Origin of the sequence: Bacillus sp. 5B6 (assembly GCF_000259405.1) — a bacterium.
Taxonomy (GTDB): domain Bacteria; phylum Bacillota; class Bacilli; order Bacillales; family Bacillaceae; genus Bacillus; species Bacillus velezensis.
In genome coordinates, this window is record NZ_AJST01000001.1 from 3346228 (window position 1) to 3367240 (window position 21013).

A 21013-nucleotide genomic window follows, 5' to 3' on the forward strand; every position below is an offset into this window, starting at 1 on the left:
TTCTCAGGGCACACTACGAATACTTCGGAAAGGAGCGTCGGTATGAATGTCATTTTTGTGTTGCTTGTCATTTTTATCATATTGATCGCACTTATGCTGCTTGATATGCTGCTTGGCCGGGCGGCGTACAAAAAACAGGCGTATGAGCCCGTTTTTGACCCGAAAAAGAGTGATATCACACTCATTCACTGCGGCAGCGAGCTTGTGCGGCAGATGACGGCCGATATCCGCCAAGCCGTCTCTTCTATTCATATGATGTTTTTTATTATGAAGAACGACCAAGTCAGCCATGAGATGTTTGATTTATTGAAAGAAAAGGCCCAGGCCGGCGTCTCCGTATATCTGCTGCTCGATTGGGCGGGCAGCCGCCAAGTGAAAAAGCCTTCCATTCAAACGATGAAAAAAGCCGGCGTTCACGTTCATTTTCTAAATAAACCGGCATTTCCGTTTCTTTTTTTCAGGCTGCAAAAACGGAATCACCGGAAAGTGACCGTCATTGACGGCAAAATCGGGTATGTCGGCGGTTTTAATATCGCTGAAGAGTACCTCGGCAAAAAAGCGAAGTTCGGAAACTGGGAGGATTATCACCTGCGGATGACCGGCGAAGGCACGGCGGATCTTCAGACTCTTTTTGTAAGCGATCTGAAACGAAACACCGGAAAAGCACCCGGATCACCCGGGGTTTATCCGGTGTTATCCGAAGGGAATATTTCTCATAGGACATATGCATCTGACGGTTTTTCGCTTGAATCGCATTATGAAAACTGCATCCGTAAGGCGGAGAAAAAAATCATTATCGGCACGCCTTATTATGTACCGAGCAAAAAGCTTCAGGAAGCGCTTATTTCAGCCTGCCGAAAAGGCGTCAAAGTCATCTTGATCGTTCCGATGAAATCAGACCACCCGCTCGTTCGGGAAACAGCTTTTACCTATTATCCCGAGCTTCTGAAGGCCGGCTGCCTCATCTATCGGTATTATCAAGGCTTTTATCATGTCAAAGCCTTCATTATAGATGACCGCATCAGCATTATCGGCACGCCGAATTTTGATAAACGGAGCCTGTTCTGGAATGAAGAGGTGAATGTCATCATTCATGATGAAGCCTTTACAAAGGAAGTGCTTTCAACCATAAAGCAGGACATCGAAAAATCCGAGCTTCTCACATTAGAAAAAGTGAAACAGCGCTCCGTCAGACAGCTTCCTGCAGAATGGCTTGGAAAGGCCATATCTTACTTTTTATAAAGGAGAAACCATATGCTGTTCAGATTCGGATTCGTCGCAAACGCCATGTGCCTTTGGGACGTGTCACCCGCAAAAACCTTGACATATGCGCGCTATACCAAGCTTTCCCGCAGTCAGCAGAAAGAGGCCCTGCTTTCTGTGACGAAAGCAAATCTTACCAATACGCTGCGCACGATCCACTATGTGATCAGCCACGGCATCCCGCTGTACAGGTTCTCAAGCTCGATTGTGCCGCTCGCCACCCACCCGGACGTGCTGTGGGATTTTGTTACGCCGTTTCGTCAGGAGTTCCGTGAGATCGGCGGGCTGGTCAGAAAATATAACCTGAGAACGAGCTTTCATCCGAACCAATTCACGCTTTTTACAAGCCCGAAACAGGAGATTACCGCAAATGCGGTCAAGGATATGGCCTATCATTATGACATGCTGGACGCAATGGGCATCGCGGACCGTTCCGTCATCAACATCCATGTCGGAGGCGCTTACGGTGACAAACAAAGCGCCCTTGGCCGTTTCCGCGTGAATCTGAAAGAACTTCCCGATGTCATCAAACAGCGGATGACTTTAGAAAACGATGATAAAACATATACGTCCGAGGAAACACTCAGTGTATGTGAGCAAGAAGGCATTCCGTTTGTGTTTGATTATCACCATTTTTACGCCAATCCGACCGATGACGCTGATTTAGATGACATTCTTCCGCGGATGATCAAAACATGGCAGCGGATCGGCTTAAAGCCGAAGGTCCATCTCTCCTCGCCAAAATCAGAATCAGCCGTACGCAGTCATGCGGACTATGTGGATGCGAATTTTATTCTGCCGGTGCTGGAGCGGTTCAGACAATGGGATACGGACATCGATTTTATGATTGAGGCGAAAGAGAAAGACCGGGCGCTGCTCCGGCTCGTCGAAGAATTAAGCGCCATCCGCGGAGTCAAACGCCTGGCGGGCGGAGTGCTGAAGTGGAAGGCATAACCAGGTTTATCACCCGTTTATATGGGGAATTTCCGAAATAACAGACCATCAGACGGAGGAGAAAACATATGAAAAACATTACATCTTTGAAAATAGCCGCTAAGAAGTTCACTTTACGAAACATGCTTCAGCTTTATCAGCTTTGCCACACGGGAGGCCACGAGCTGTATATCTACTCTAAAAAAACGATGTGCAAGATCAAAGATATCATTGAGCTGGAAACGTTCAGAATGGCTCATAAAGAACAAGAATATTTAATTGTAGTGGAAGGAAAGAAGGCGGTGCAGCTTGTTGACCGTTTCAAACATATCATCGAACCCGCGCAAAAAGAAGCCCATTAAATACGGACTACATAAAAAAGGATAGACAGGAGGCTGCCCGGCCCCTTTTGTCTATCCTTTTTCTTTTATTGATGTATCAGCTCGCCGAATTGGGCCTGATGGAGTCTCTGGTACATGCCGCCGGATGCCAGCAGTTCCTTATGATGACCTTGTTCAGCAATGCCTTCTTTCGTGACGACGACGATCCGGTCCGCATCCTTAATCGTAGCCAGCCGATGGGCGATCACAAGCGTTGTGCGTCCTTCAGACAGCTCTTGCAGCGATTTTTGAATGGCGGCTTCCGTTTCTGTATCGAGGGCTGATGTAGCCTCGTCTAAAATTAAGATCGACGGGTTTTTCAAAAACATTCTGGCGATGGAAAGCCGCTGCTTCTGCCCGCCTGACAGCTTCACGCCGCGCTCGCCGATCACCGTGTTTAAACCGTCGGGATACCCGTTTACCAAATCCTCTAAATGCGCCTGGCGGACGGCCTGCCAGATTTCTTCCTCAGACGCGTCCAGCCGCCCGTAAGCAATGTTTTCCCGCAATGTGCCGGAAAACAGAAAGACATCCTGCTGGACGACGCCGATTTGTCCGCGCAGAGATGACAGCGTCATGTCCTTAATATCGATTCCGTCGATGGAAATCACGCCTTCAGACGGCTCATAAAAGCGCGGCAGCAGACTTGTCAGCGTTGATTTTCCCGCTCCCGAAGGCCCGACGAATGCGACTGTCTCCCCGGCATGAATGGACAAATTGATTCCCGACAGAACCGGACTGTTTTCTTCGTAACCGAATGACACACGATCATAACGGATATTCCCTTTTAAACCGGACACATGTCTCGCGTTCGGGGCGTCCTTGATATCAGGCTCCGTTTCCAGTATTTCTATAAAGCTTTTAAAACCGGCAATGCCTCTCGGATACATCTCAATAATCGCGTTGATTTTATCAATCGGACGGAACAGAACGTTCGTCAGCAGCACAAAAGCGACGAATTCCCCGTAAGATAGCGATCCGCGGATCACGAACCATGTCCCGCACAACAGGACGAACAGCGTGACGAATCTTGTCAGCATGTAACTGATCGAGCCGTTTTTCGCCATGATTTTATATGACGTCAGCTTTGTTTTGCGGAAACGCTGATTGTTCACGTCAAACCGCTGCGTTTCAAACGCTTCATTGCTGAAAGCCTGAACAAGACGGATGCCGCCGATATTGTTTTCAACCCTCGCGCTGAAGTCTCCGACGTCTTTGTTCAGTTTTGTAAACGCAGAGGTCATTTTTTTATTAAAATACAAAGCAAGCCAAATGACGACCGGCATAATGATAAAAGTCAACAGCGCAAGCTGCCAGTTAATAAACAGCATCACACCGAATGCGCCCAAAATCGTCATAATCGCGATAAACAGGTCTTCAGGTCCGTGGTGGGCGGTTTCTCCGATATACATCAAATCATTGGTGAGCTTGGACATTAAACTGCCCGTTTTGTTGTTATCGTAAAATTTGAACGAAAGCTTTTGCAGATGGTCGAAAAGCTTTTTCCGCATATCGGTTTCAATGTTAATGCCGAGCATATGGCCCCAATACGTCACAACATACTGAAGCGCCGAGCTGAGGGCGTAGACCCCGAATAAAGCCGCCGAAGTCAAAATAATCAGACTCCAATCCCGCCCCGGGAGCAATGTATCGATAAAGTAATTGACAATCAGAGGAAAACTCAGCTCCATCAATCCGCCGGCGATGGCAGAAAAGAAGTCGAGAAAAAACAGCTTTTTGTACGGTTTATAATAAGAAAAAAATTGTCGCAGCACGATTCCGTCCTCCTTGTGCCTCGTTCTTAATGATAATATTTCTCAATTATACTATACACAAGGAGTTTTAAAAGCGTTTTTTATAAAACGCCGGAAAATAACCGTGCGAAGGATTCCTTCGTTCTTTCCCATAATGTGCGCTTATAGAAACGGACGGGGCTGATTTTTTCAGACTCCTTCATATCCTCCAGATAATGCGATTCAAGATCTTTGATCGCCTCTTGATCTGTAAAAAAGACATTGACTTCAAAGTTCAGCTGAAAGCTTCTCATGTCCATATTCGCTGTCCCGACAGAGGCGAGGTTTCCGTCAGTGATGAGCACCTTTTGATGCATAAAGCCTTTTTGATAAGAATAGACTTCGATTCCTTCGCGAAGAAGCTCGGGGAAATACGATCTCGTCGCGTACTGGGTTAAAAACCCGTCATTGGTTTCCGGCACCATGACACGCACCCGGACGCCTCTGGCAGCAGCCTCCTTTAGCGCTGTGCGGATCGGCTCATTCGGTACGAAATAAGGCGTCGCGATCCATACAGACGATTCGGCCGCCGCTATCATGGCGTAATACAGATCGCTCATCCGCTCCTTCATATCGGGGCCCGTCGGAACGACTTGATAGACGCCGCCGCTTTCTGCCGCAACCGGGCGGGTGTATGCTTTCTGATCAATCAGCACCTCATCCGAAACGTATTCCCAATCAAGCATAAAAATGCTGTGGAGCGTCTGAACGATTTCTCCTTCGACTTTCATATGGGTGTCCCGCCAAAAGCCGACATCTTGGTCTTTGCCGATATACTCCTTGCCGACATTCAGCCCGCCGACAAAACCGGTTTTCCCGTCAACGATGACGATCTTGCGGTGATTTCTGAAATTGAATTTTTGGTTGAAAAAACCGTATTTCAGCGGCAGAAACGGGACGATGTTCACGCCCGCGCGTTTCAGTTTTTTAATATCTTTTCCGGCCAGCTTCAGGCTGCCGGCCGCGTCGAACAAAAACCGCACTTCCACGCCTTGACGCGCCTTTTCCATCATAATGTCCATCATCTTGTGCCCGAGCATGTCTGATTTGAACATGTAATACTCAATATGTATAAATGACGCGGCCTCCCGGAGCGCCTCAAACAGCTCAGGAAATGTTTCGTCCCCGTTTTTGAGCACCTTCAGCCTGCTTTTTGTATTGATATTCATATGGGACGCCTTGATTGAATATTGAAAGAAACGCTTCTGATTTCCTTTCAGCCCGGTCAGATCGGGAGTCTGTTCCATATCAAATATCGTTCTCAGCTTTTCCCGGTTGTATGTACGTTTCGACCTGAAAAGCTTGCCTTTTTCATAAAGCTGGCCGGAAAAAAGGTAAAATAAGTACCCGGCGATCGGAAAAAACACAAGAATATGAATCCATAACAGCGTGTGCTGCGAGGTGCGGTTTTCAAGAATTAACGAATAGATGCTGAACAAAATAATGCTTGCATAGCAAAGCACCCCTCCGTAAAACTCAAGCCTGGAAACCGGAAAAAACCATATGACATATGCTCCGATAAGCATCATATATAAAAAGCAAAATTCCAGTCTCCTTTTCAGCATCCCGACTCTCCCCCATCTGATCCGATATCTCTGTATACCCTCTGTTTTCCGGCTTGTAAACATATGAAAAAGCCTCTCCGCACGAGCGGAAAGGCTTATGATGAAGCTTCCTGTGATTGGCCGGGTGTGATGTTCTGAAGCAATGCCGGATTGAGCGAGCAGCTGCCTTTGATTTTATTTTTGAAGATGCCGATGATCAGACCGGTGACCGCTATCGACACTAAGGAGAAGAGCCCTTTCAGCAATCCGACGGAGAAAATGCCGGCCAGCACGACGCCAAAATCGAAGAGGAAATTAACGGCACCCGGATTCCATCCGCAGCGCTTTTGCAGAAATAAAGCCAGGATATTGGCGCCGCCGAGCGATGCCTGATGATAAAACATGAGCGACAAGCCCAACCCGATCAGCGCCCCGCCGCAAATCGCCCCGGCAAGCGGTGAAACAGAGACCGGCGGCAGCCAGTGATCCGCGCCGGTAAACAGAGTCAGCGCTGTGACTGCAAAAACGGTGGATAGAGTGAATTTGATTCCCATTCTGATGAGAGAAAATATATAAAACGGGATATTAATCAGAAAGAAGATAATCGCAAACGAGGAATGAAACACGTATGACAGGCTTAGTGACAGTCCCGCTGTGCCGCCGGTTAATACATGAGAATGTCTGAGTGTCAGGACGCCGGCGCTTGTCATCAGACAGGCGGCTAAAATGAGGAAAATCCGCTTCATTCTTCACTCTCCTTTTGTTGATGTTATTTCCAAATAAAACATAACAGGAATCCCCGCCGCCCAGCCATTACCTTGGCAGAAAATATCTTATGTTTTTATTTTTTCACCATAAAAAATCCCCCTCTTGCAGGGGGGATTTTTACGTGCGTTTCCGATAGACAACATAGCTGCGGGTCAAATACTTGAGCGGCAGGCTGAACACGTGAACCAATCTTGTAAACGGCCAGAGGATAAAAACGACGTACCCTATGATGATATGAAACTTAAACCATAGCGGGACACTTTCCATCAAAGAAGCGTCAGGGCGGAACAAAACGATTTCCCTGAACCACGGCCCGACTGTTGCCCGGTAATCAAATCCTTTCGAGTCAATGTTGAGGAACGTGGCCGCAACGCCCGACAGCATCATGAACAGCAGCAGAATAAGCGTCAGGATATCCGATGGCGAGCTGGTTTTGCGGATTCTTTTGTCAAACAGCCTTCTGTACGTCAGGATCACAAGTCCGGCACATGCCGCGATCCCCGCCGGCAGGCCTGCGCCAATCGCCATTTTGTGATACATATGCTCGGAAATGCCAAGAGAAGCATACACGCCTTCCGGGATCAAAATTCCCATGACATGCCCGCCAACAACGCATAGCAGTCCCCAGTGAAAAAGTGTGCTGCCAGCGGCGAGTTTTTTCTTTTCTAACAGCTCGCTTGATTTCGCCGTCCAGCCGAATTGGTCATGCTGATAGCGGTAAATATGCCCGCCGATAAAGATCGTCAATACAATGTATGGCATAACGCCCCACAGGATCTGCCCGCTCATGCCTGAACAGCCCCTTCTTCAATGCTTTCACGTACACCGATGTTTTCCAGCGCGGCCTGCAGCACGTGCAGCAGCTCAGCATAGATGCTGTCATTTTTTTTGAGGCGGGAAGCCAGCTCCCTCACATTGGACAGGTATTTCTCAAACACGCTTCTCGCCGCTTCAATCTCCGCAACCGCGGCGAATTCCAGCATCAGCGGCAGGTAATCTGGCAGTTCTTTATCTGTCGGCAGGAAACCGGATTGCTGGTAGGTGTTTTTTAAATGCAGCAATTCGATGCCGCGTTCCCTCTGCTCGCCTGAGTTAAAGTAGGTGACATACATATTCGTTTTTTTCCCGAAATCGAACGTATACACATAGTGTTCAATCAGCGCTTGCGGAGAAAAGCCGGCTGCCGCCTCTAAAAAGTGCAGCAATTTCTCACGGATTTGCTGATTGGTGATGTCATGGATAAGAGCCTTCCAATCGGGAATCTCGGCTCTCCACTCTTCCTCCGGATAAGAGAGAAGAACGGAAAGAGCGGAGAACGTCATTTGCCGGTCTGTGGTGTTCATGTTATTACACCTCATTTATGAAAAATTAGAAACAAGAGCCCGGGCCGCCTGAAAATGATAAGCCGCAGCTCCCTTGTTCAGCATATAAATCAGACACTTCTTCACGATGGCTGCTCGGGATCACAAAGCGGTCATCATATTTGGCGATTGCCAGCAGCCGGTACATGTCTTCAATTTGCTGTTCTGTTAAGCCGACACTGGAGACCAATGCCGGGTCGATGGATTTATTCGTCTGAACCGCCCTCATATACTGGCGCATGACAGACATTTTCTTTAACGTTGACCGAATATGATCCGTATCACCGGCCGTTAATAACTGCGCCAAATAGTCAATCGGAATTCTCATTTGGTCGATAGCCGGAAAAATCGCTTCCGCCGTTTGCCGGCTGCCTTTTCCTTCAAAGAGATTCATAATCGGGCTGAGCGGCGGAATGTACCAAACCATCGGCAGCGTACGGTACTCAGGGTGAAGCGGAAGCGCAATCTTCCAGTCAATGATCATTTTATAGATCGGCGATTGCTGCGCAGCCTCTATCCATTCAGCCGGGATGCCTTGTTCTTTTGCCAGTTTGGCAATCTCAGGATCATTCGGATCAAGAAAAACGTCCAGTTGGGAATGGTAGAGATCCTTTTCATTTTCAACCGATGCCGCTTCCTCCACTTTGTCCGCGTCATACAGCATGACGCCGAGATAGCGGATTCTGCCCACACACGTTTCGGAGCAGATGGTCGGCAGCCCCGCCTCCAATCGCGGGAAGCAGAGTGTGCATTTTTCCGCTTTGTTCGTTTGCCAGTTAAAATAGACTTTTTTATAAGGACAGGATGAGACGCAATATCTCCATGAACGGCATGCGTTTTGATCAACGAGGACGATGCCGTCTTCCTCACGTTTGTACATGGCGCCGGAAGGACAGGAGGACACGCACGCCGGATTGATGCAGTGTTCGCAAATACGCGGCAGATACATCATAAAAACCTCATCGAATTCCGTTTTGATCGATTCCTCCATTTTTTGAACGTTTGGATCTTCAAGCCCTGTAATATGGCCGCCCGCGAGATCATCTTCCCAGTTCGGGCCCCATTCGATATTCATGAAATCCCCCGTCAAGGACGATTTCGGGCGCGCCACCGGCTGGTGTTTTTTCTGCGGGCTGTTTGTTAACGTTTCATAATCATAGTTCCAAGGTTCATAGTAGTCATCAATCGTCGGCTGGTTCGGGTTATAGAAAAGGCCTGCAAGCCGGTTTGTTTTCGGGCCTGACTTCAGTTCAAGCTTTCCTTTTTTCAACGTCCAGCCGCCTTTATATTTATCCTGGTCCTCCCATTGCTTCGGGTAGCCGATGCCAGGCTTTGTTTCTACATTATTGAAGTACATATATTCCGCACCGGAACGGTTTGTCCACGTGTTTTTGCAGGTGACGCTGCACGTGTGGCAGCCGATGCATTTATCCAAGTTCATAACCATCCCGATTTGCGCTTTAATCTTCAAGCCAATCGACCTCCTTCAGCTTGCGGATGACGACATTCAGATCGCGCTGATTCCCCGTCGGACCGTAATAGTTAAAGCCGTAACTGAGCTGGGCATAGCCCCCGATCATCTGGGTCGGCTTGACGTGAATCCTTGTCGGGCTGTTATGGGTGCCTCCGCGGTTATTCGTCAGTTTTGTGCCGGGCACGTTGATGTGGCGGTCCTGGGCATGGTGCATAAACGCCATTCCTTTAGGAATCCGATGAGACAAAACCGCTCTCGCGACGACAACACCGTTTCGGTTGAAGCATTCAATCCAATCGTTGTCTTTGATATCCGTATCCGCAGCATCATCTTTATTCATCCACACGGTCGGCCCGCCGCGGAACAGAGTCAGCATCGGCAGAGAATCAAAATACATGCTGTGGACGGACCATTTATTATGCGGCGTCAAATAATTAAGAACGATTTCTTTGCCCTCTTGATCAGGCCGCTTGCTTAGGAACGGACGGTGCTGGAGGATCGGTTTAAATGTCGCCATCGTTTCACCGAATTCCATCATCAGTTCATGATCGACATAATAGGATTGTCTGCCTGTCAGCGTCCGCCACGGAATTAATTTTTCCACATTCGTCGTAAACGGCGAATACCTGCGCCCTCCTTTTTCTGAGCCGGTAAAGGCCGGAGAGGTGATGACCGTTTTCGGCTGGGCTGTAATTTGCTCGAACGTAAAGCATTCTTCCTCGCGCTCTTCCGCCAGGTCTTTCAGCTTCAGGTTTGTGATGTTTTCAAGCGATTCCCATGCTTTCACGGCGACTTTTCCATTTGAGGTGGACGACAGGGTTAAAATCGCTTCCGCCGCCTGCTTCGCTTCACTTATATTCGGGCATCCTTTGGCAACGCTGTTTGAATCGGTTTCTCCCAGTCTCTGTTTGAGTGATTCATATTCATCCGCAATCGACCAGCTCATCCCTTTTGTTCCGCTCGGTTTTAAAGCCGTATGAGGGCCAAGCGCGGTCATTTTATGAAAAATGTGTTTGTAATCCCGTTCAACGACATGGATGTTCGGCATCGTTTTTCCCGGAATGGCTTCACATTCACCCTTGCTCCAGTCATTGATTTTGCCGAACGGCTGGGCCAATTCCTGCATCGTGTCGTGGAGGAGCGGCGTGGCGACTACCTCTTTCACCGGCTCCATATCGACTTCTTCCGCCAGATCGGAAACGGCTTTTGACAGCGCCTTGAAAATATCCCAGTCTGACTTCGATTCCCACGGTGCCGAGATGGCCGGAGCAAATGGATGAATAAACGGATGCATATCCGTGCTGCTGAGATCGTGTTTTTCATACCATGTCGCCGCCGGCAGCACGATATCGGAATACAGCGCCGTACCCGCCATTCGAAAATCGAGGTTGATTAACAAGTCGAGCTTTCCTTCCGGTGCCTGCTCCCTCCATTTGATTTCTTCAGGGCGAATGCTGTCGCTGTCGTCATTCATCAAACCGTTCGTCGTCCCCAGCAGATGCTTAAGAAAGTATTCATGCCCTTTTCCTGAGCTGGAGATCAGATTTGCCCGCCATACGAAGAGATTCCTTGGGAAATTCACTTCATTGTCTGGGTCTTCAATCGCGAATTTCAGTTTTTTCTCTTGAAGCCGTGAGGCCACGTACGCACCTACGTCTTCAGGTGTCGCCGCCCCCGCTTTCTCAGCTTCTTTGTACAGATCAATGCCGTTTTGATTGAATGTCGGGTAAGACGGAAGCCACCCTAATCGCGCCGCCAGCACATTGTAATCGGCGTGATGCTTGTAGCGGGATGACGTGGCGATCGGTGAAGCCAAGTCACTGATCGGCTGGTCTTCATAACGCCACTGGTCTGTCGCAAAGTAGAAAAACGAAGTGCCGTTTTGCAGCTTAGGCACGCCTTCCCAGTCCTTTGCGGTTGCAATCGTCTGCCACCCTTCAGCCGGACGGAGCTTTTCCTGCCCCACGTAATGGGCCCAGCCTCCGCCGTTTACGCCTTGGGCGCCTACGAGTAAAACAAGATTTAACACCGCACGGTAAATCGTGTCGGAGTTGAACCAGTGGTTAATACCGGCCCCTACGATAATCATGGATCTGCCGTCTGTATCGATCGCATTTTGGGCAAACTCCCTGGCAATCTGTATAACGGCTTCTCTTTTAATTCCCGTGATCTGTTCCTGCCAGGCAGGTGTGAACGGACGGGGATCATCATAAGATGCGGCTGATTGTCCGCCGATGCCCCGGTTCACGCCGTAGTTGGCCAATATCAAGTCAAACACGGTCGTGACGTACGTCTCCTCACCATTCAGATCCAATTTTTTAATAGGAAGATTCCGCTCAAGCACTTTGTTTCCGTCATTTGAAAAATACGGAATGCGCACCATGCCGATTTCGTCCTCTATTCCGAGCACGGAGAGACGGGGCTTAATCTGTTCCCCGGTGTCTTCGTCGATCATGTGCAGATTCCATTTCTGCTGCCCGTCCCAGCGGGAGCCCATCGTTCCTTGCGGTATAGCAAATTCGTTTGTCTGTTCATTCCAGACCGCAGGCTTCCAATGATCATTTTTTGTCTGCCGCCCGATGTCTTTCGCATGCAGAAACCGCCCGGCTGTATACACGCCGTTCTCTTTTGACAGAGTGACGAAGAATGGAAAATCGGTGTATTGCTTCGCGTACTCAATAAAACGTTCAGTTTCTTGGTTCACGTAAAATTCCTGCAAAATGACGTGACCCATCGCCATCGCAAGCGCCCCGTCAGTCCCCTGGCGGATACTCAGCCAGTCATCCGCAAACTTTGAGGATTCCGCAAAATCGGGACTGATCGAAATGACCTTGGCGCCTTTATAGCGGGCTTCCGCCAGAAAATGCGCATCAGGCGTTCTCGTTAACGGAACGTTGGAGCCCCATGTGATGATATAGCCTGAATTGTACCAATCACTGCTCTCCGGAACGTCCGTCTGGTCGCCCCAAATTTGCGGGGACGCCGGCGGAAGATCCGCATACCAGTCATAAAAACTGAGCATTGGGCCGCCGATTAACGACATGAATCGCGAACCTGATGCGTGGCTGATCATGGACATCGCCGGGATCGGAGAAAAACCGACATTCCGGTCAGGCCCGTATTTCATCACTGTATACAGCAGAGAGGCTGAAATCAGCTTCAGCACCTCCGGCCATTCCGCGCGGACAAAGCCGCCTTTCCCCCTTGCCTGTTTATAGGACTTCGCTTTTTCAGGGTTTTCGACGATCGATTTCCAGGCATCCAGCGGATTTTGATGCGCCTGCAATGCTTCCCGCCACAAATTGATCAGCACACCGCGTACATATGGATATTTCACACGGAGCGGGCTGTAGATGTACCAAGAAAAACTGGCCCCCCGCGGACAGCCTCTCGGTTCGAAATCAGGCATATCCGGGCCTGTTGATGGATAATTCAAGTTTTGTCCTTCCCACGTGACAATTCCGTTTTTCACATAAATATTCCAGCTGCAAGAACCCGTACAGTTGACGCCGTGGGTGGAGCGAACGACTTTGTCGTACTGCCATCTGTTTCTGTATACATTCTCCCAATCACGATCTTCGCTTGTCGTTTGGCTATGGTTATTTGAATGATGTTCGATAGGAGAAAAATAGTTTAATCTCCTGAGCAACGGACTCATTTTCTTTTTCTTCATGATCGTTCACTCCTTCCGAGTCAGGTGATGCTATGTACACTATAAACAGAGACGGCGCATCACCTTGTGAACTATGTCACACACTCTGCTTTTTTCACAAAACGTTCACACAGAGCAGCAGGAAGGATTTTCAAACCGATATGGGGACGCCCGGCGTCATCAAAAAAAACCGGTTCTGTTTAAGAACCGGGTTCGGCGTTTTCATCCCGTGATGTATGCAGATACCGCAAAAACAACTGATAGGAACAGAAGACATTTTGCTGAAGCATCGCCAAAAAGTTCATTTGCAGCCGCGGATGGTAAGACATCATTTGCTTAAATACGGAATATGGAATATGGAGTACCAGAATATCCGGTGAGGCATTGACTGAGATAAAAGGCGATAAAGAGAGCCCGCCTTTTTCATCAATCGGAAACACATCGCCTTTTTCCCACAGCGCAACGGTTTGCGACCCTTCAGGGAGCCTGCTGTCCGTAAAACGGATATTGCCTTTTAATACAATATAAACGGATTGTGAGTGAAGAAAGGATGGAGATTGGTCAGATGAGCCGCGGATAAACGTCCCGGTTTTCAGCAAGGTTTCGACAATGGACAGAGGCACTTCATTAAACATAGGAAGTTGTTTCAGAAATAATAAATAGTCACACTGATTCATAGGAAAGCCTCCTGTGCTAAGGATAGCTTTAGTGTAGCCCGATTGAGCCTGCGCGGCAGTGATGTATTTCACAGCTTGTATGATAAAAGTCACTTATCAGGAGAGTGTTTGCACTTATAATGAAATAAAAAGGGGGGTTTCGATGAAGGCGATGATTCCGAAGCAGCACGGCGCATGGGCGATGCTGCTGATTCCATTTTTACTTGGCATGGTCAAGGGAGGCCCGGTTTTCTGGCATATTCCGCTCTTTTTGGGCTGGCTGTTCCTTTACTTGACGGTTTATCCCGTTTCGCTCGCTTTGAAAAAGAAACAGCTTCAGCCCTATCAAAAGTGGATATGGTATTACGGCTTTCCGGCCTGCTGCTTTTTGATCATTTCTGTCTTTCATAAGCCGCAGCTCGTCTGGATCGGCGTTTTTTTATTGCCGCTGTTTCTCATACATACGCATTATGCCCGCCGAAAAAATGAACGGGCGCTCACGAATGATATAGCGGGTGTTCTGTTCTTTTGTTCAGGCGGGCTTGCGAGCTGCTGGCTGGGAACGGGAACCCTTGACGGCTGGGCTTGGTTTCTATTCTTGCAATCCGCTTTATTTTTTGTCGGGAGTTCTTTTTATGTGAAATCGGTCATACGGGAGAGAAAAAACAGAACCTTTGCATACTGGTCGTGGGGATATCACCTCTTGCTCCCCTTTTTATCGGCTCTTCTCGGGGCAGGCTGGGCGTTTCTCGCTTTTATCCCAAGCAGTCTGCGGGCCTGGTTTTTTCACGGAAGAGACTGGCCGGTGAAAACGATCGGCATTCTGGAAATCGTAAATGCCGGCTTCTTTCTTGCCGTCATGTGCCTGTTTATCACAAGGTAAAAAAAACAAGGACACCGCTGTCCTTGTTTTTTTCAGTCAATATTGCAGATCTCCAGCGGACAATTTTCACACTCGATCTCGCATCGTAAATAGTCCCGCTTGTGCAAAATAATTTTTCCGGTTTCGTCTATCGAAATAACCCCTTGTTTGCGGAGGTCTCCCAGCATGCGGTTGACGCTCTCCCTTGCCGCCGCGCAAAACTTAGCCAAATCCTGATTTGTCAGCACAATGTTAATCAGAATCCCGTCACTTCGTTCCACCCCGTAGCTGTTTGATAAGCGGATAAGGGTGGAATAGAGCGCCCCCTTTTTGCCGTGAAGAAGCAGGTCCCTGATCTTGGACTGGATTTTTCGAAGATGGGTGCTCATCCATTTCATAAATTCAAACGTCAAAACACCGTTTTGGATCAATTCCTTTTCCAGCTTGTTTTTATTAATGACGAGCACCTCGCCATCCTCTAACACTTTCGCACTGAGCATATATCTCGGCTCATCTGTGAATAGCGTCAATTCCCCGACAATATCGTTTTTTTGGCAGATTCTAAGCGTCAAGTCTTTTCCGTCAGACGTCAGCTTGCCGATTTCAATGAGTCCTGATTGAATCAGATAAAGCTCTTTTGCATCCATTCCTTCTTGAAACAAATACGTGTGTTTTTTCATTTTCCTTTTCGTACTGATCGATTCCAGCAATTCATGCAGTTCGCGGGAAAGAAGTTCTTTATCAGATTTTCGGACAGAGAGAATATTCATGAGCTCACCTCGAAGAAAGTCACGTTGCGTATGTATATTGTAACGTGACTTGATTTGCACTCACCCAGAAAAAACTAACAATCTTGTGAATGGATCATTATGAATTGAGGCTCTGACTGTTTCTCTCCGTATGTGTTTTCATTTTTTCCTGCCAATACATCCAGATCACAAGAACAAAGCTGGCTAACGCGACCTCTGAAAGCGCCATAAACCCGATCGCGTATTGGCCTGTTGCCTGAAATACACTTGCCAGAATCAGCGGAGGGAAAAAACCGCCCAGTCCGCCCATAGCTGACACAATACCGTTGGCAATCCCCGCTTGCTTCGAAAAGTAGAAAGGCACCAATTTAAAAACAGTCCCGTTTCCAATCCCTGAGCAGACTGCCACCGTCAGCGATCCGAACGCATAAAGACCGATCGTCGGGGAGAATGACAGCATGACGCCTGACAGCGTAAGCCCTGCGAAAACGAACATCAGAATACGGAGCGGGCTCAGTTTATCTGCAAGAAACCCTCCCACAGGTCTGAGCAGTGTAGAGACCGCAATAAAGCCGGCCGTCCGCAGACCGGCGTCCGCAGGGCTCAGCCCAAAATGCTCAACCAAAAAATTCGGAAGATAGATGGTAAAGGCGACAAAGGCGCCGAACGTAATAAAATAAAACAGGCTCAACATCCACAGCACATAATTTCGGTAAACGGCTTTCATTTGTGTCTTTATGGAAACTTTGACTTTCTTCTCATGCCGGTCGCCGAACAAAACGTGCAGTAATGCGAAAACAGCCAGCAAAACAAGATACATCTGCACGGTTGCTTTCCATCCCGCGGCTTGAGCGATAACCGGCGCTGCAAAGGTAGTAACGGCGGTTCCGATGTTTCCGGCACCGTAAATCCCATTGACGACACCGTGCTTTTCTTTCGGATAATATTTCGGGAGGGACGTCACTCCGATGGAGAATACCGCTCCCCCGATCCCTAAGAAAAAGCCGCCCGCGATTAAATCAAATAAAGAATCCGCGATACTGATCCAAAATACAGGAAACAAAAGCAGGATGAAGCTGAACATAAACATCAGCCGCGCGCCATACCTGTTCGTTAAATATCCTAAAGGAATACGGAGAAGCGATCCGAGAATAACGGGAATCGCCGTCACCAATGAAATCTCGCCTTTGCTTAAATGAATATCTGATGTCATTTGAGAAATGAGCGATGAAATCAGCACCCACACCATAAACCCTGCCACTAAGCTTAATGACTGCAACGATAATTGAATATGTTGACGATTGATCATTCGGCTTGCCCCTTTCACTGATTCAATATCAGTCTTATCATACAAAAACTCAGTGTGCGGGATTGTGAATTACATCACACGCTTTATATACAAAAAAAGAACAAAGCCCGAAGACTTTGTCCTTTGATCATCATTACATTTTTTCCGGAGCGGATACGCCGATCAGCTGTAGCGCATTGTTCAGCGTAATTTGCGTCGCTTTCATTAAAGCGAGACGCGCGCGGCTCTTCTCTTTATTTTCCGGATCGATGACTTTCTCCGCATTGTAGAAGCTGTGCAGAGCGGAAGCCAGATCATAAATATAGTTTGTGACACGGTGAGGAATGCGTTTTTCCGCCGCTTCTGCCACTGCCTCAGGGAAGCCGCCGATCGTTTTCAGCAGGTCATATTCTTTTTCTGATTGAATATGGCTGAAATCAAGATCTGCCGCCGGTTTAAGTCCCTGCTCCTCCCCTTGGCGAAGCATGCTGCAAATACGTGCATGTGCGTATTGCGCATAATACACAGGGTTTTCGTTAGATGTGGATACGGCAAGATCCAAGTCAAAATCCATGTGCGTATCAGCACTGCGCATCGCGAAGAAATAACGGACCGCATCAAGGCCGACCTCTTCAATCAGGTCGCGCATCGTTACGGCTTTCCCCGTACGTTTGCTCATCTTCATTTTTTCACCGTTTTTGTATAAATGAACGAGCTGAATGATCTCAACTTCCAATGTGCCTTTCTTGTAACCGAGCGCTTCAATTGCCGCTTTCATACGCGGAATATACCCGTGGTGATCCGCGCCCCATACATTGATGAGCTTGTCGAATCCGCGGTCAAGTTTGTCTTTATGGTATGCGATATCCGGCAGCAAATAAGTGTATGAGCCGTCTTTTTTGATCAGCACACGGTCTTTATCGTCGCCGAACGTTGTGGAACGGAACCATGTCGCGCCGTCCTCTTCGTATACATGGCCCTTTTCGCGAAGCGCCTCGAGCGCCTGATCAATTTTTCCGTTTTCGTACAGTGACGTTTCAGAATACCATACGTCAAACGGCACACGGAAATTTTCCAGGTCGGAGCGAAGTTTATCAAGCTCGTACTTTAAGCCGTATTCACGGAAAAACGCCTGACGTTCGCTCTCCTCTTCATGTACGAAACGGTCGCCGAAATCTTCGGCAAGCTTTTTCCCGATGGCGATAATATCCTCGCCGCGGTAGCCGTCTTCCGGCATCGGTTTCTCGAGACCGAGCGCTTCAAAATAACGGACTTCAACGGAAAGCGCCAGGTTGTTAATCTGGTTGCCCGCATCATTAATATAGTATTCGCGGCTCACATCATAGCCCGCTTTAGAAAGCACGCTGCACAGCGCGTCACCTACCGCCGCGCCGCGCGCATGGCCTAAGTGAAGATCTCCCGTCGGGTTGGCCGATACGAATTCGACCTGAATCTTTTCGCCTTGTCCGATGTTTGTCTCTCCGTAGTGTTCACCCGCTTCAAGCACGGACGGAATCAGTTTTGTTAAGTAGCTGTTGTTCATGTAAAAGTTGATAAAGCCGGGTCCCGCAATATCCATCTTTTCAATGGAAGCTTTGCCTTTATCAAATGACGCCACGATCTCCTCAGCGATTTGGCGCGGCGCTTTTTTTGCGATTCTCGCCAGCTGCATCGCCATGTTTGTGGAATAATCACCGTGTGTTTTTTCTTTCGGCGTTTCTAACAGTACGCTTGGAATCTGGCTTTCGTCCGCCAGGCCCGCTTTCAGAACGGCCGCTTTGATCTCTTCCTTCAGCACGTCCTTCATTTGTTCCGCAATATTCATGCCTTTGTTTCCTCCTTATATTGGATCGTCATGTTATGTACATGTTCTTGGTTTTCGCCTACAGTCATGTTATATGTCAGTTTGACGGAGCCTTCTGAACCGCCGACATCTGATTGAATGTTTTTCGTTTCCGTACGGAGCTCCATTTGTCCGAACGGCAGTTTATATTGAGTGAGTGTCGATGCCCCCGGAATGAACCGCTGTTTCATTTGGATGGCGCCCGATCTAATCACGAGAATCTCTTTTTCTGTGATCTTGACGACCGTTTTAATCTTGCCCAAATCATGCTCTTCGTGATAGGAAAGATACGTTTTGCCGTTTCTCACGTAATAGAATCCACTCGATGTAAATTCAACCGACTCTTCTTCAGAGCCGTTATGAATGAATGATTGCACATGAATGGCTACTGGTGTCTCCTGTCTCATGCTGACACTTCCTTTTCATCATCCCGCTTAACCTGAATAGTATAAGTTTTCAAGGGAAAAAGTTCAACCGCTTCCTCCTATCTTACCATCATTGCTCATTAGATTTGAAGATAAACCTCATAAAAAGCAGTTCCTTATGAGAAGAGAAAATCATATCACTATGTCACCCAATCCGTGAAAAACATGACAGCAGCTTTTCAGAAACCCAAACAGTCTCATCGAAGCTGCTGCGACTTCCAGCAGCATAGATTGTGCAGCAGAAATGCCAACGATGTCAAAGCGCTGCGTGACAGCTATAAAAACGTCCGCCAAACACACGTGATGGCTGCTGTATTATGCCAAGTCATCATATTCGGCTGCGTGTTCGAAATCGTCAAAGCCGTCCCTTTCCGCTTTCACACGCCCCTGACTCGCGGTGTTACTGATTTTGTATTTATTGTATTTTATGCGGACGTACTTGCTGCAGCTTTTCCAGCATGGCAGCCTGTTCAAAAAAGGGCTTGCGGGAGCGCTGACAGGAGCCGGGGTTTGGTGGATGCTCAGTTTCACCATAAGTGAACTGCTGTTTTTAATCATCCTGGCTGCCATCCAGCAGATCGGCTCATTTATTTGTAAACGATTTTTTTATCGCAGCTCTGCTTCTCTCAACCTGTGAAATAAGCTACATCGCAATCGCTGACGGACCAGCCCCAACCGGAATCACCGTCATGGCTGTATAATCACTCGTGCGGTACACGGTTACGGTATTGTCGTCGGGCTGTGATGCATAAATGTACTGATTATCAGGTGTTACGGCGAGGTCAAAGGCGCCGGGCAGAGACACGTTTGCAACGATCCTCTGTCCAGCCGTATTAACTACGTATAAGTTATTAATGAGAAACGGTTCACTATATGGCTCTAGAAAATAAGCCCTAGTGCTATCGCGAGAAAATACAATCGTCCTCAGAGTTTCAAATAAACGGTTGAAGTCGCCTCCCCTGCTTAATGGCGACAAACTGATCTCCGTTACACCTTTCGGCAGCAGCTCACCATTCAACACATACGCAAAATTTCCAGCGTAAGGAGTGGCAATTAAACTGGGAAATTCAAATGTATCTATGATACTTTCTACCAACTGCCCAGTATTTACATCATATTTATCAACCGACCAACTGCTTCCATTAGCGGTATAGACATACTGTCCATTGGGATCAAGAGCAAAGTCTAAAGCGCCGGGTATCGGAATGACATCAATGACCGATTGAGAGGCCATGTTGATCATATATATAGATCCGGCGGCCATCACGTACGCGAACTCATCTGTTGAATCAAATTCAACCTTTCTCGGCCCTCCTCCAACAGTGATGGTATTTATGATGGTTAATGTTTTATTATCTAGCACTGAGACAAGGTTGGTATTCCCATGGAGGACATACGTGAAAGCTTTATCGAAAGTAACGCCTAGATTAGTTGGCACGTCAGAAAAAGGGATTGTTTTTACAACAGTGTTTAAATCTGAATCAATAACCGAAACCGTGCTGTCTCCTGAATTGGCTGTAAACACATACGATTGAGGGTCTGGCGATGGCGGTAAAACAAGTGTCCCGGTCACCGTAAGCGGACTGCCGTAGAAAGGCGGTACAATGAGAAGATCTTCCACTGTTATCTGACTGAAATCAGGACAGCGGCCAGACTGCGCTGCATAATAAACAACTTGATCAATCTCTTCAGTATGAATCACAGAAACAGACCCGTCCCCTTGTCCATATTGATTTCGTACAGGCGACACACTGACAAGAAGCGTAACGGTCCCTTTAACTCTCACGGCATATCGAACACCGATATCTTCTGGTTCCGGCCCAGTCTGGATTAAGCAAGGCTCACTGATACATAATAAATGAGCAGTACTCCATGTAACCGCCGCAGCTGCTTCGGCAGAATCAATGGTGAACCCCTCGGGAATGTCAATCGGCACTTGAAACGGCGCTTCTCTGCTAATTTCCTCATCACAAAAACAGAAACAATTTTCCTGTAAAGCAGGCAGATCATTCTTTTTCATGA

Annotated in this window: 17 protein-coding genes and 1 pseudogene; 5 read left to right on the forward strand and 13 right to left on the reverse strand. The window is 48.0% G+C overall.

From position 1 onward, the window contains the following. The first annotated feature begins 42 nt into the window (after positions 1 to 42). The 3 genes from cls (MY7_RS16035) to MY7_RS16045 all read left to right on the forward strand — a co-directional run bounded on the left by cls (MY7_RS16035) (position 43) and on the right by MY7_RS16045 (position 2558). Complete coding sequence (gene cls / locus MY7_RS16035) at positions 43 to 1242, forward strand: cardiolipin synthase (protein ID WP_029325735.1); 1200 nt, start codon at positions 43 to 45, stop codon at positions 1240 to 1242. A 12-nt stretch (positions 1243 to 1254) separates the two neighbouring features. Then, positions 1255 to 2217 (forward strand): UV DNA damage repair endonuclease UvsE, encoded by a 963-nt coding sequence (uvsE, locus tag MY7_RS16040; RefSeq protein ID WP_007614398.1) that lies wholly within the window; start codon positions 1255 to 1257, stop codon positions 2215 to 2217. Between the two features lie 68 nt (positions 2218 to 2285). Continuing rightward, complete coding sequence (locus tag MY7_RS16045; RefSeq protein ID WP_003151087.1) at positions 2286 to 2558, forward strand: hypothetical protein; 273 nt, start codon at positions 2286 to 2288, stop codon at positions 2556 to 2558. Between the two features lie 65 nt (positions 2559 to 2623). Here the strand turns inward: MY7_RS16045 and MY7_RS16050 are convergent, their stop codons facing one another. The 8 genes from MY7_RS16050 to MY7_RS16085 form a co-directional block, all read right to left on the reverse strand. Beyond that, complete coding sequence (locus MY7_RS16050; protein WP_007614400.1) at positions 2624 to 4351, reverse strand: ABC transporter ATP-binding protein; 1728 nt, start codon at positions 4349 to 4351, stop codon at positions 2624 to 2626. A gap of 80 nt (positions 4352 to 4431) precedes the next feature. Beyond that, positions 4432 to 5934 (reverse strand): cardiolipin synthase, encoded by a 1503-nt coding sequence (gene cls / locus MY7_RS16055; protein ID WP_029325736.1) that lies wholly within the window; start codon positions 5932 to 5934, stop codon positions 4432 to 4434. 95 nt (positions 5935 to 6029) lie between these two features. Next, positions 6030 to 6659, reverse strand: coding sequence for a YitT family protein (locus tag MY7_RS16060; protein ID WP_007614404.1), 630 nt, complete (start codon positions 6657 to 6659; stop codon positions 6030 to 6032). Positions 6660 to 6798: 139 nt separating this feature from the next. Beyond that, positions 6799 to 7470, reverse strand: a complete 672-nt coding sequence (gene narI, locus MY7_RS16065) for a respiratory nitrate reductase subunit gamma (RefSeq protein WP_007407624.1) — start codon at positions 7468 to 7470, stop codon at positions 6799 to 6801. After that, the gene (gene narJ, locus MY7_RS16070; protein WP_007614407.1) at positions 7467 to 8024 is read right to left on the reverse strand and encodes a nitrate reductase molybdenum cofactor assembly chaperone; all 558 of its coding nucleotides are present in this window, start codon (positions 8022 to 8024) and stop codon (positions 7467 to 7469) included. Before narJ ends, narI begins: the two co-directional genes overlap by 4 nt. 25 nt (positions 8025 to 8049) lie before the next feature. Further along, positions 8050 to 9513, reverse strand: coding sequence for a nitrate reductase subunit beta (gene narH / locus MY7_RS16075; RefSeq protein WP_007614408.1), 1464 nt, complete (start codon positions 9511 to 9513; stop codon positions 8050 to 8052). Next, positions 9503 to 13189 carry a nitrate reductase subunit alpha gene (locus tag MY7_RS16080; RefSeq protein ID WP_007614409.1) on the reverse strand — a complete coding sequence of 1229 codons (3687 nt, stop codon included), beginning with the start codon at positions 13187 to 13189 and terminating at the stop codon, positions 9503 to 9505. The genes narH and MY7_RS16080 overlap by 11 nt, the downstream gene beginning before the upstream one ends. A gap of 179 nt (positions 13190 to 13368) precedes the next feature. Continuing rightward, complete coding sequence (locus MY7_RS16085) at positions 13369 to 13845, reverse strand: Crp/Fnr family transcriptional regulator (protein ID WP_007614410.1); 477 nt, start codon at positions 13843 to 13845, stop codon at positions 13369 to 13371. Positions 13846 to 13987: 142 nt separating this feature from the next. Here MY7_RS16085 and MY7_RS16090 point away from each other — a divergent pair, with 142 nt between their 5' ends. Beyond that, positions 13988 to 14707 (forward strand): YwiC-like family protein, encoded by a 720-nt coding sequence (locus MY7_RS16090; RefSeq protein WP_022553930.1) that lies wholly within the window; start codon positions 13988 to 13990, stop codon positions 14705 to 14707. Between the two features lie 32 nt (positions 14708 to 14739). On the opposite strand, the gene MY7_RS16095 is transcribed toward MY7_RS16090, so the two are convergent. The 4 genes from MY7_RS16095 to MY7_RS16110 form a co-directional block, all read right to left on the reverse strand. Continuing rightward, positions 14740 to 15456, reverse strand: a complete 717-nt coding sequence (locus tag MY7_RS16095) for a Crp/Fnr family transcriptional regulator (RefSeq protein WP_007407631.1) — start codon at positions 15454 to 15456, stop codon at positions 14740 to 14742. 97 nt (positions 15457 to 15553) lie between these two features. Further along, positions 15554 to 16744, reverse strand: coding sequence for a nitrate transporter NarK (narK, locus tag MY7_RS16100; RefSeq protein WP_007614416.1), 1191 nt, complete (start codon positions 16742 to 16744; stop codon positions 15554 to 15556). A 133-nt stretch (positions 16745 to 16877) separates the two neighbouring features. Beyond that, positions 16878 to 18548: an arginine--tRNA ligase gene (argS, locus tag MY7_RS16105; RefSeq protein WP_007407633.1), complete on the reverse strand. Its 1671-nt coding sequence runs from the start codon at positions 18546 to 18548 to the stop codon at positions 16878 to 16880. Next, the gene (locus MY7_RS16110) at positions 18545 to 18973 is read right to left on the reverse strand and encodes a DUF1934 domain-containing protein (RefSeq protein WP_007614418.1); all 429 of its coding nucleotides are present in this window, start codon (positions 18971 to 18973) and stop codon (positions 18545 to 18547) included. Before MY7_RS16110 ends, argS begins: the two co-directional genes overlap by 4 nt. Before the next feature lie 156 nt (positions 18974 to 19129). On the opposite strand from MY7_RS16110, the pseudogene MY7_RS19645 reads away from it, so the two are divergent. Next, positions 19130 to 19628: pseudogene (locus tag MY7_RS19645) on the forward strand (bacteriocin biosynthesis protein AlbG); the annotation flags it as partial. Between the two features lie 6 nt (positions 19629 to 19634). Here MY7_RS19645 and MY7_RS16120 read toward each other — a convergent pair. After that, positions 19635 to 21011 (reverse strand): YncE family protein, encoded by a 1377-nt coding sequence (locus MY7_RS16120; protein WP_007614432.1) that lies wholly within the window; start codon positions 21009 to 21011, stop codon positions 19635 to 19637. Positions 21012 to 21013 lie beyond the last annotated feature (2 nt).

What these genes read in the sequence shown, in the direction of transcription:
- cls (WP_029325735.1), top strand. Translation starts at nt 43, where the DNA reads ATGAATGTCATTTTTGTGTTGCTTGTCATTTTTATCATATTGATCGCA.
- uvsE (WP_007614398.1), top strand. Translation starts at nt 1,255, where the DNA reads ATGCTGTTCAGATTCGGATTCGTCGCAAACGCCATGTGCCTTTGGGAC.
- MY7_RS16045 (WP_003151087.1), top strand. Translation starts at nt 2,286, where the DNA reads ATGAAAAACATTACATCTTTGAAAATAGCCGCTAAGAAGTTCACTTTA.
- cls (WP_029325736.1), bottom strand. Translation starts at nt 5,934, where the DNA reads ATGCTGAAAAGGAGACTGGAATTTTGCTTTTTATATATGATGCTTATC.
- MY7_RS16060 (WP_007614404.1), bottom strand. Translation starts at nt 6,659, where the DNA reads ATGAAGCGGATTTTCCTCATTTTAGCCGCCTGTCTGATGACAAGCGCC.
- narI (WP_007407624.1), bottom strand. Translation starts at nt 7,470, where the DNA reads ATGAGCGGGCAGATCCTGTGGGGCGTTATGCCATACATTGTATTGACG.
- narJ (WP_007614407.1), bottom strand. Translation starts at nt 8,024, where the DNA reads ATGAACACCACAGACCGGCAAATGACGTTCTCCGCTCTTTCCGTTCTT.
- MY7_RS16080 (WP_007614409.1), bottom strand. Translation starts at nt 13,189, where the DNA reads ATGAAGAAAAAGAAAATGAGTCCGTTGCTCAGGAGATTAAACTATTTT.
- MY7_RS16085 (WP_007614410.1), bottom strand. Translation starts at nt 13,845, where the DNA reads ATGAATCAGTGTGACTATTTATTATTTCTGAAACAACTTCCTATGTTT.
- MY7_RS16090 (WP_022553930.1), top strand. Translation starts at nt 13,988, where the DNA reads ATGAAGGCGATGATTCCGAAGCAGCACGGCGCATGGGCGATGCTGCTG.
- MY7_RS16095 (WP_007407631.1), bottom strand. Translation starts at nt 15,456, where the DNA reads ATGAATATTCTCTCTGTCCGAAAATCTGATAAAGAACTTCTTTCCCGC.
- narK (WP_007614416.1), bottom strand. Translation starts at nt 16,744, where the DNA reads ATGATCAATCGTCAACATATTCAATTATCGTTGCAGTCATTAAGCTTA.
- argS (WP_007407633.1), bottom strand. Translation starts at nt 18,548, where the DNA reads ATGAATATTGCGGAACAAATGAAGGACGTGCTGAAGGAAGAGATCAAA.
- MY7_RS16110 (WP_007614418.1), bottom strand. Translation starts at nt 18,973, where the DNA reads ATGAGACAGGAGACACCAGTAGCCATTCATGTGCAATCATTCATTCAT.
- MY7_RS16120 (WP_007614432.1), bottom strand. Translation starts at nt 21,011, where the DNA reads ATGAAAAAGAATGATCTGCCTGCTTTACAGGAAAATTGTTTCTGTTTT.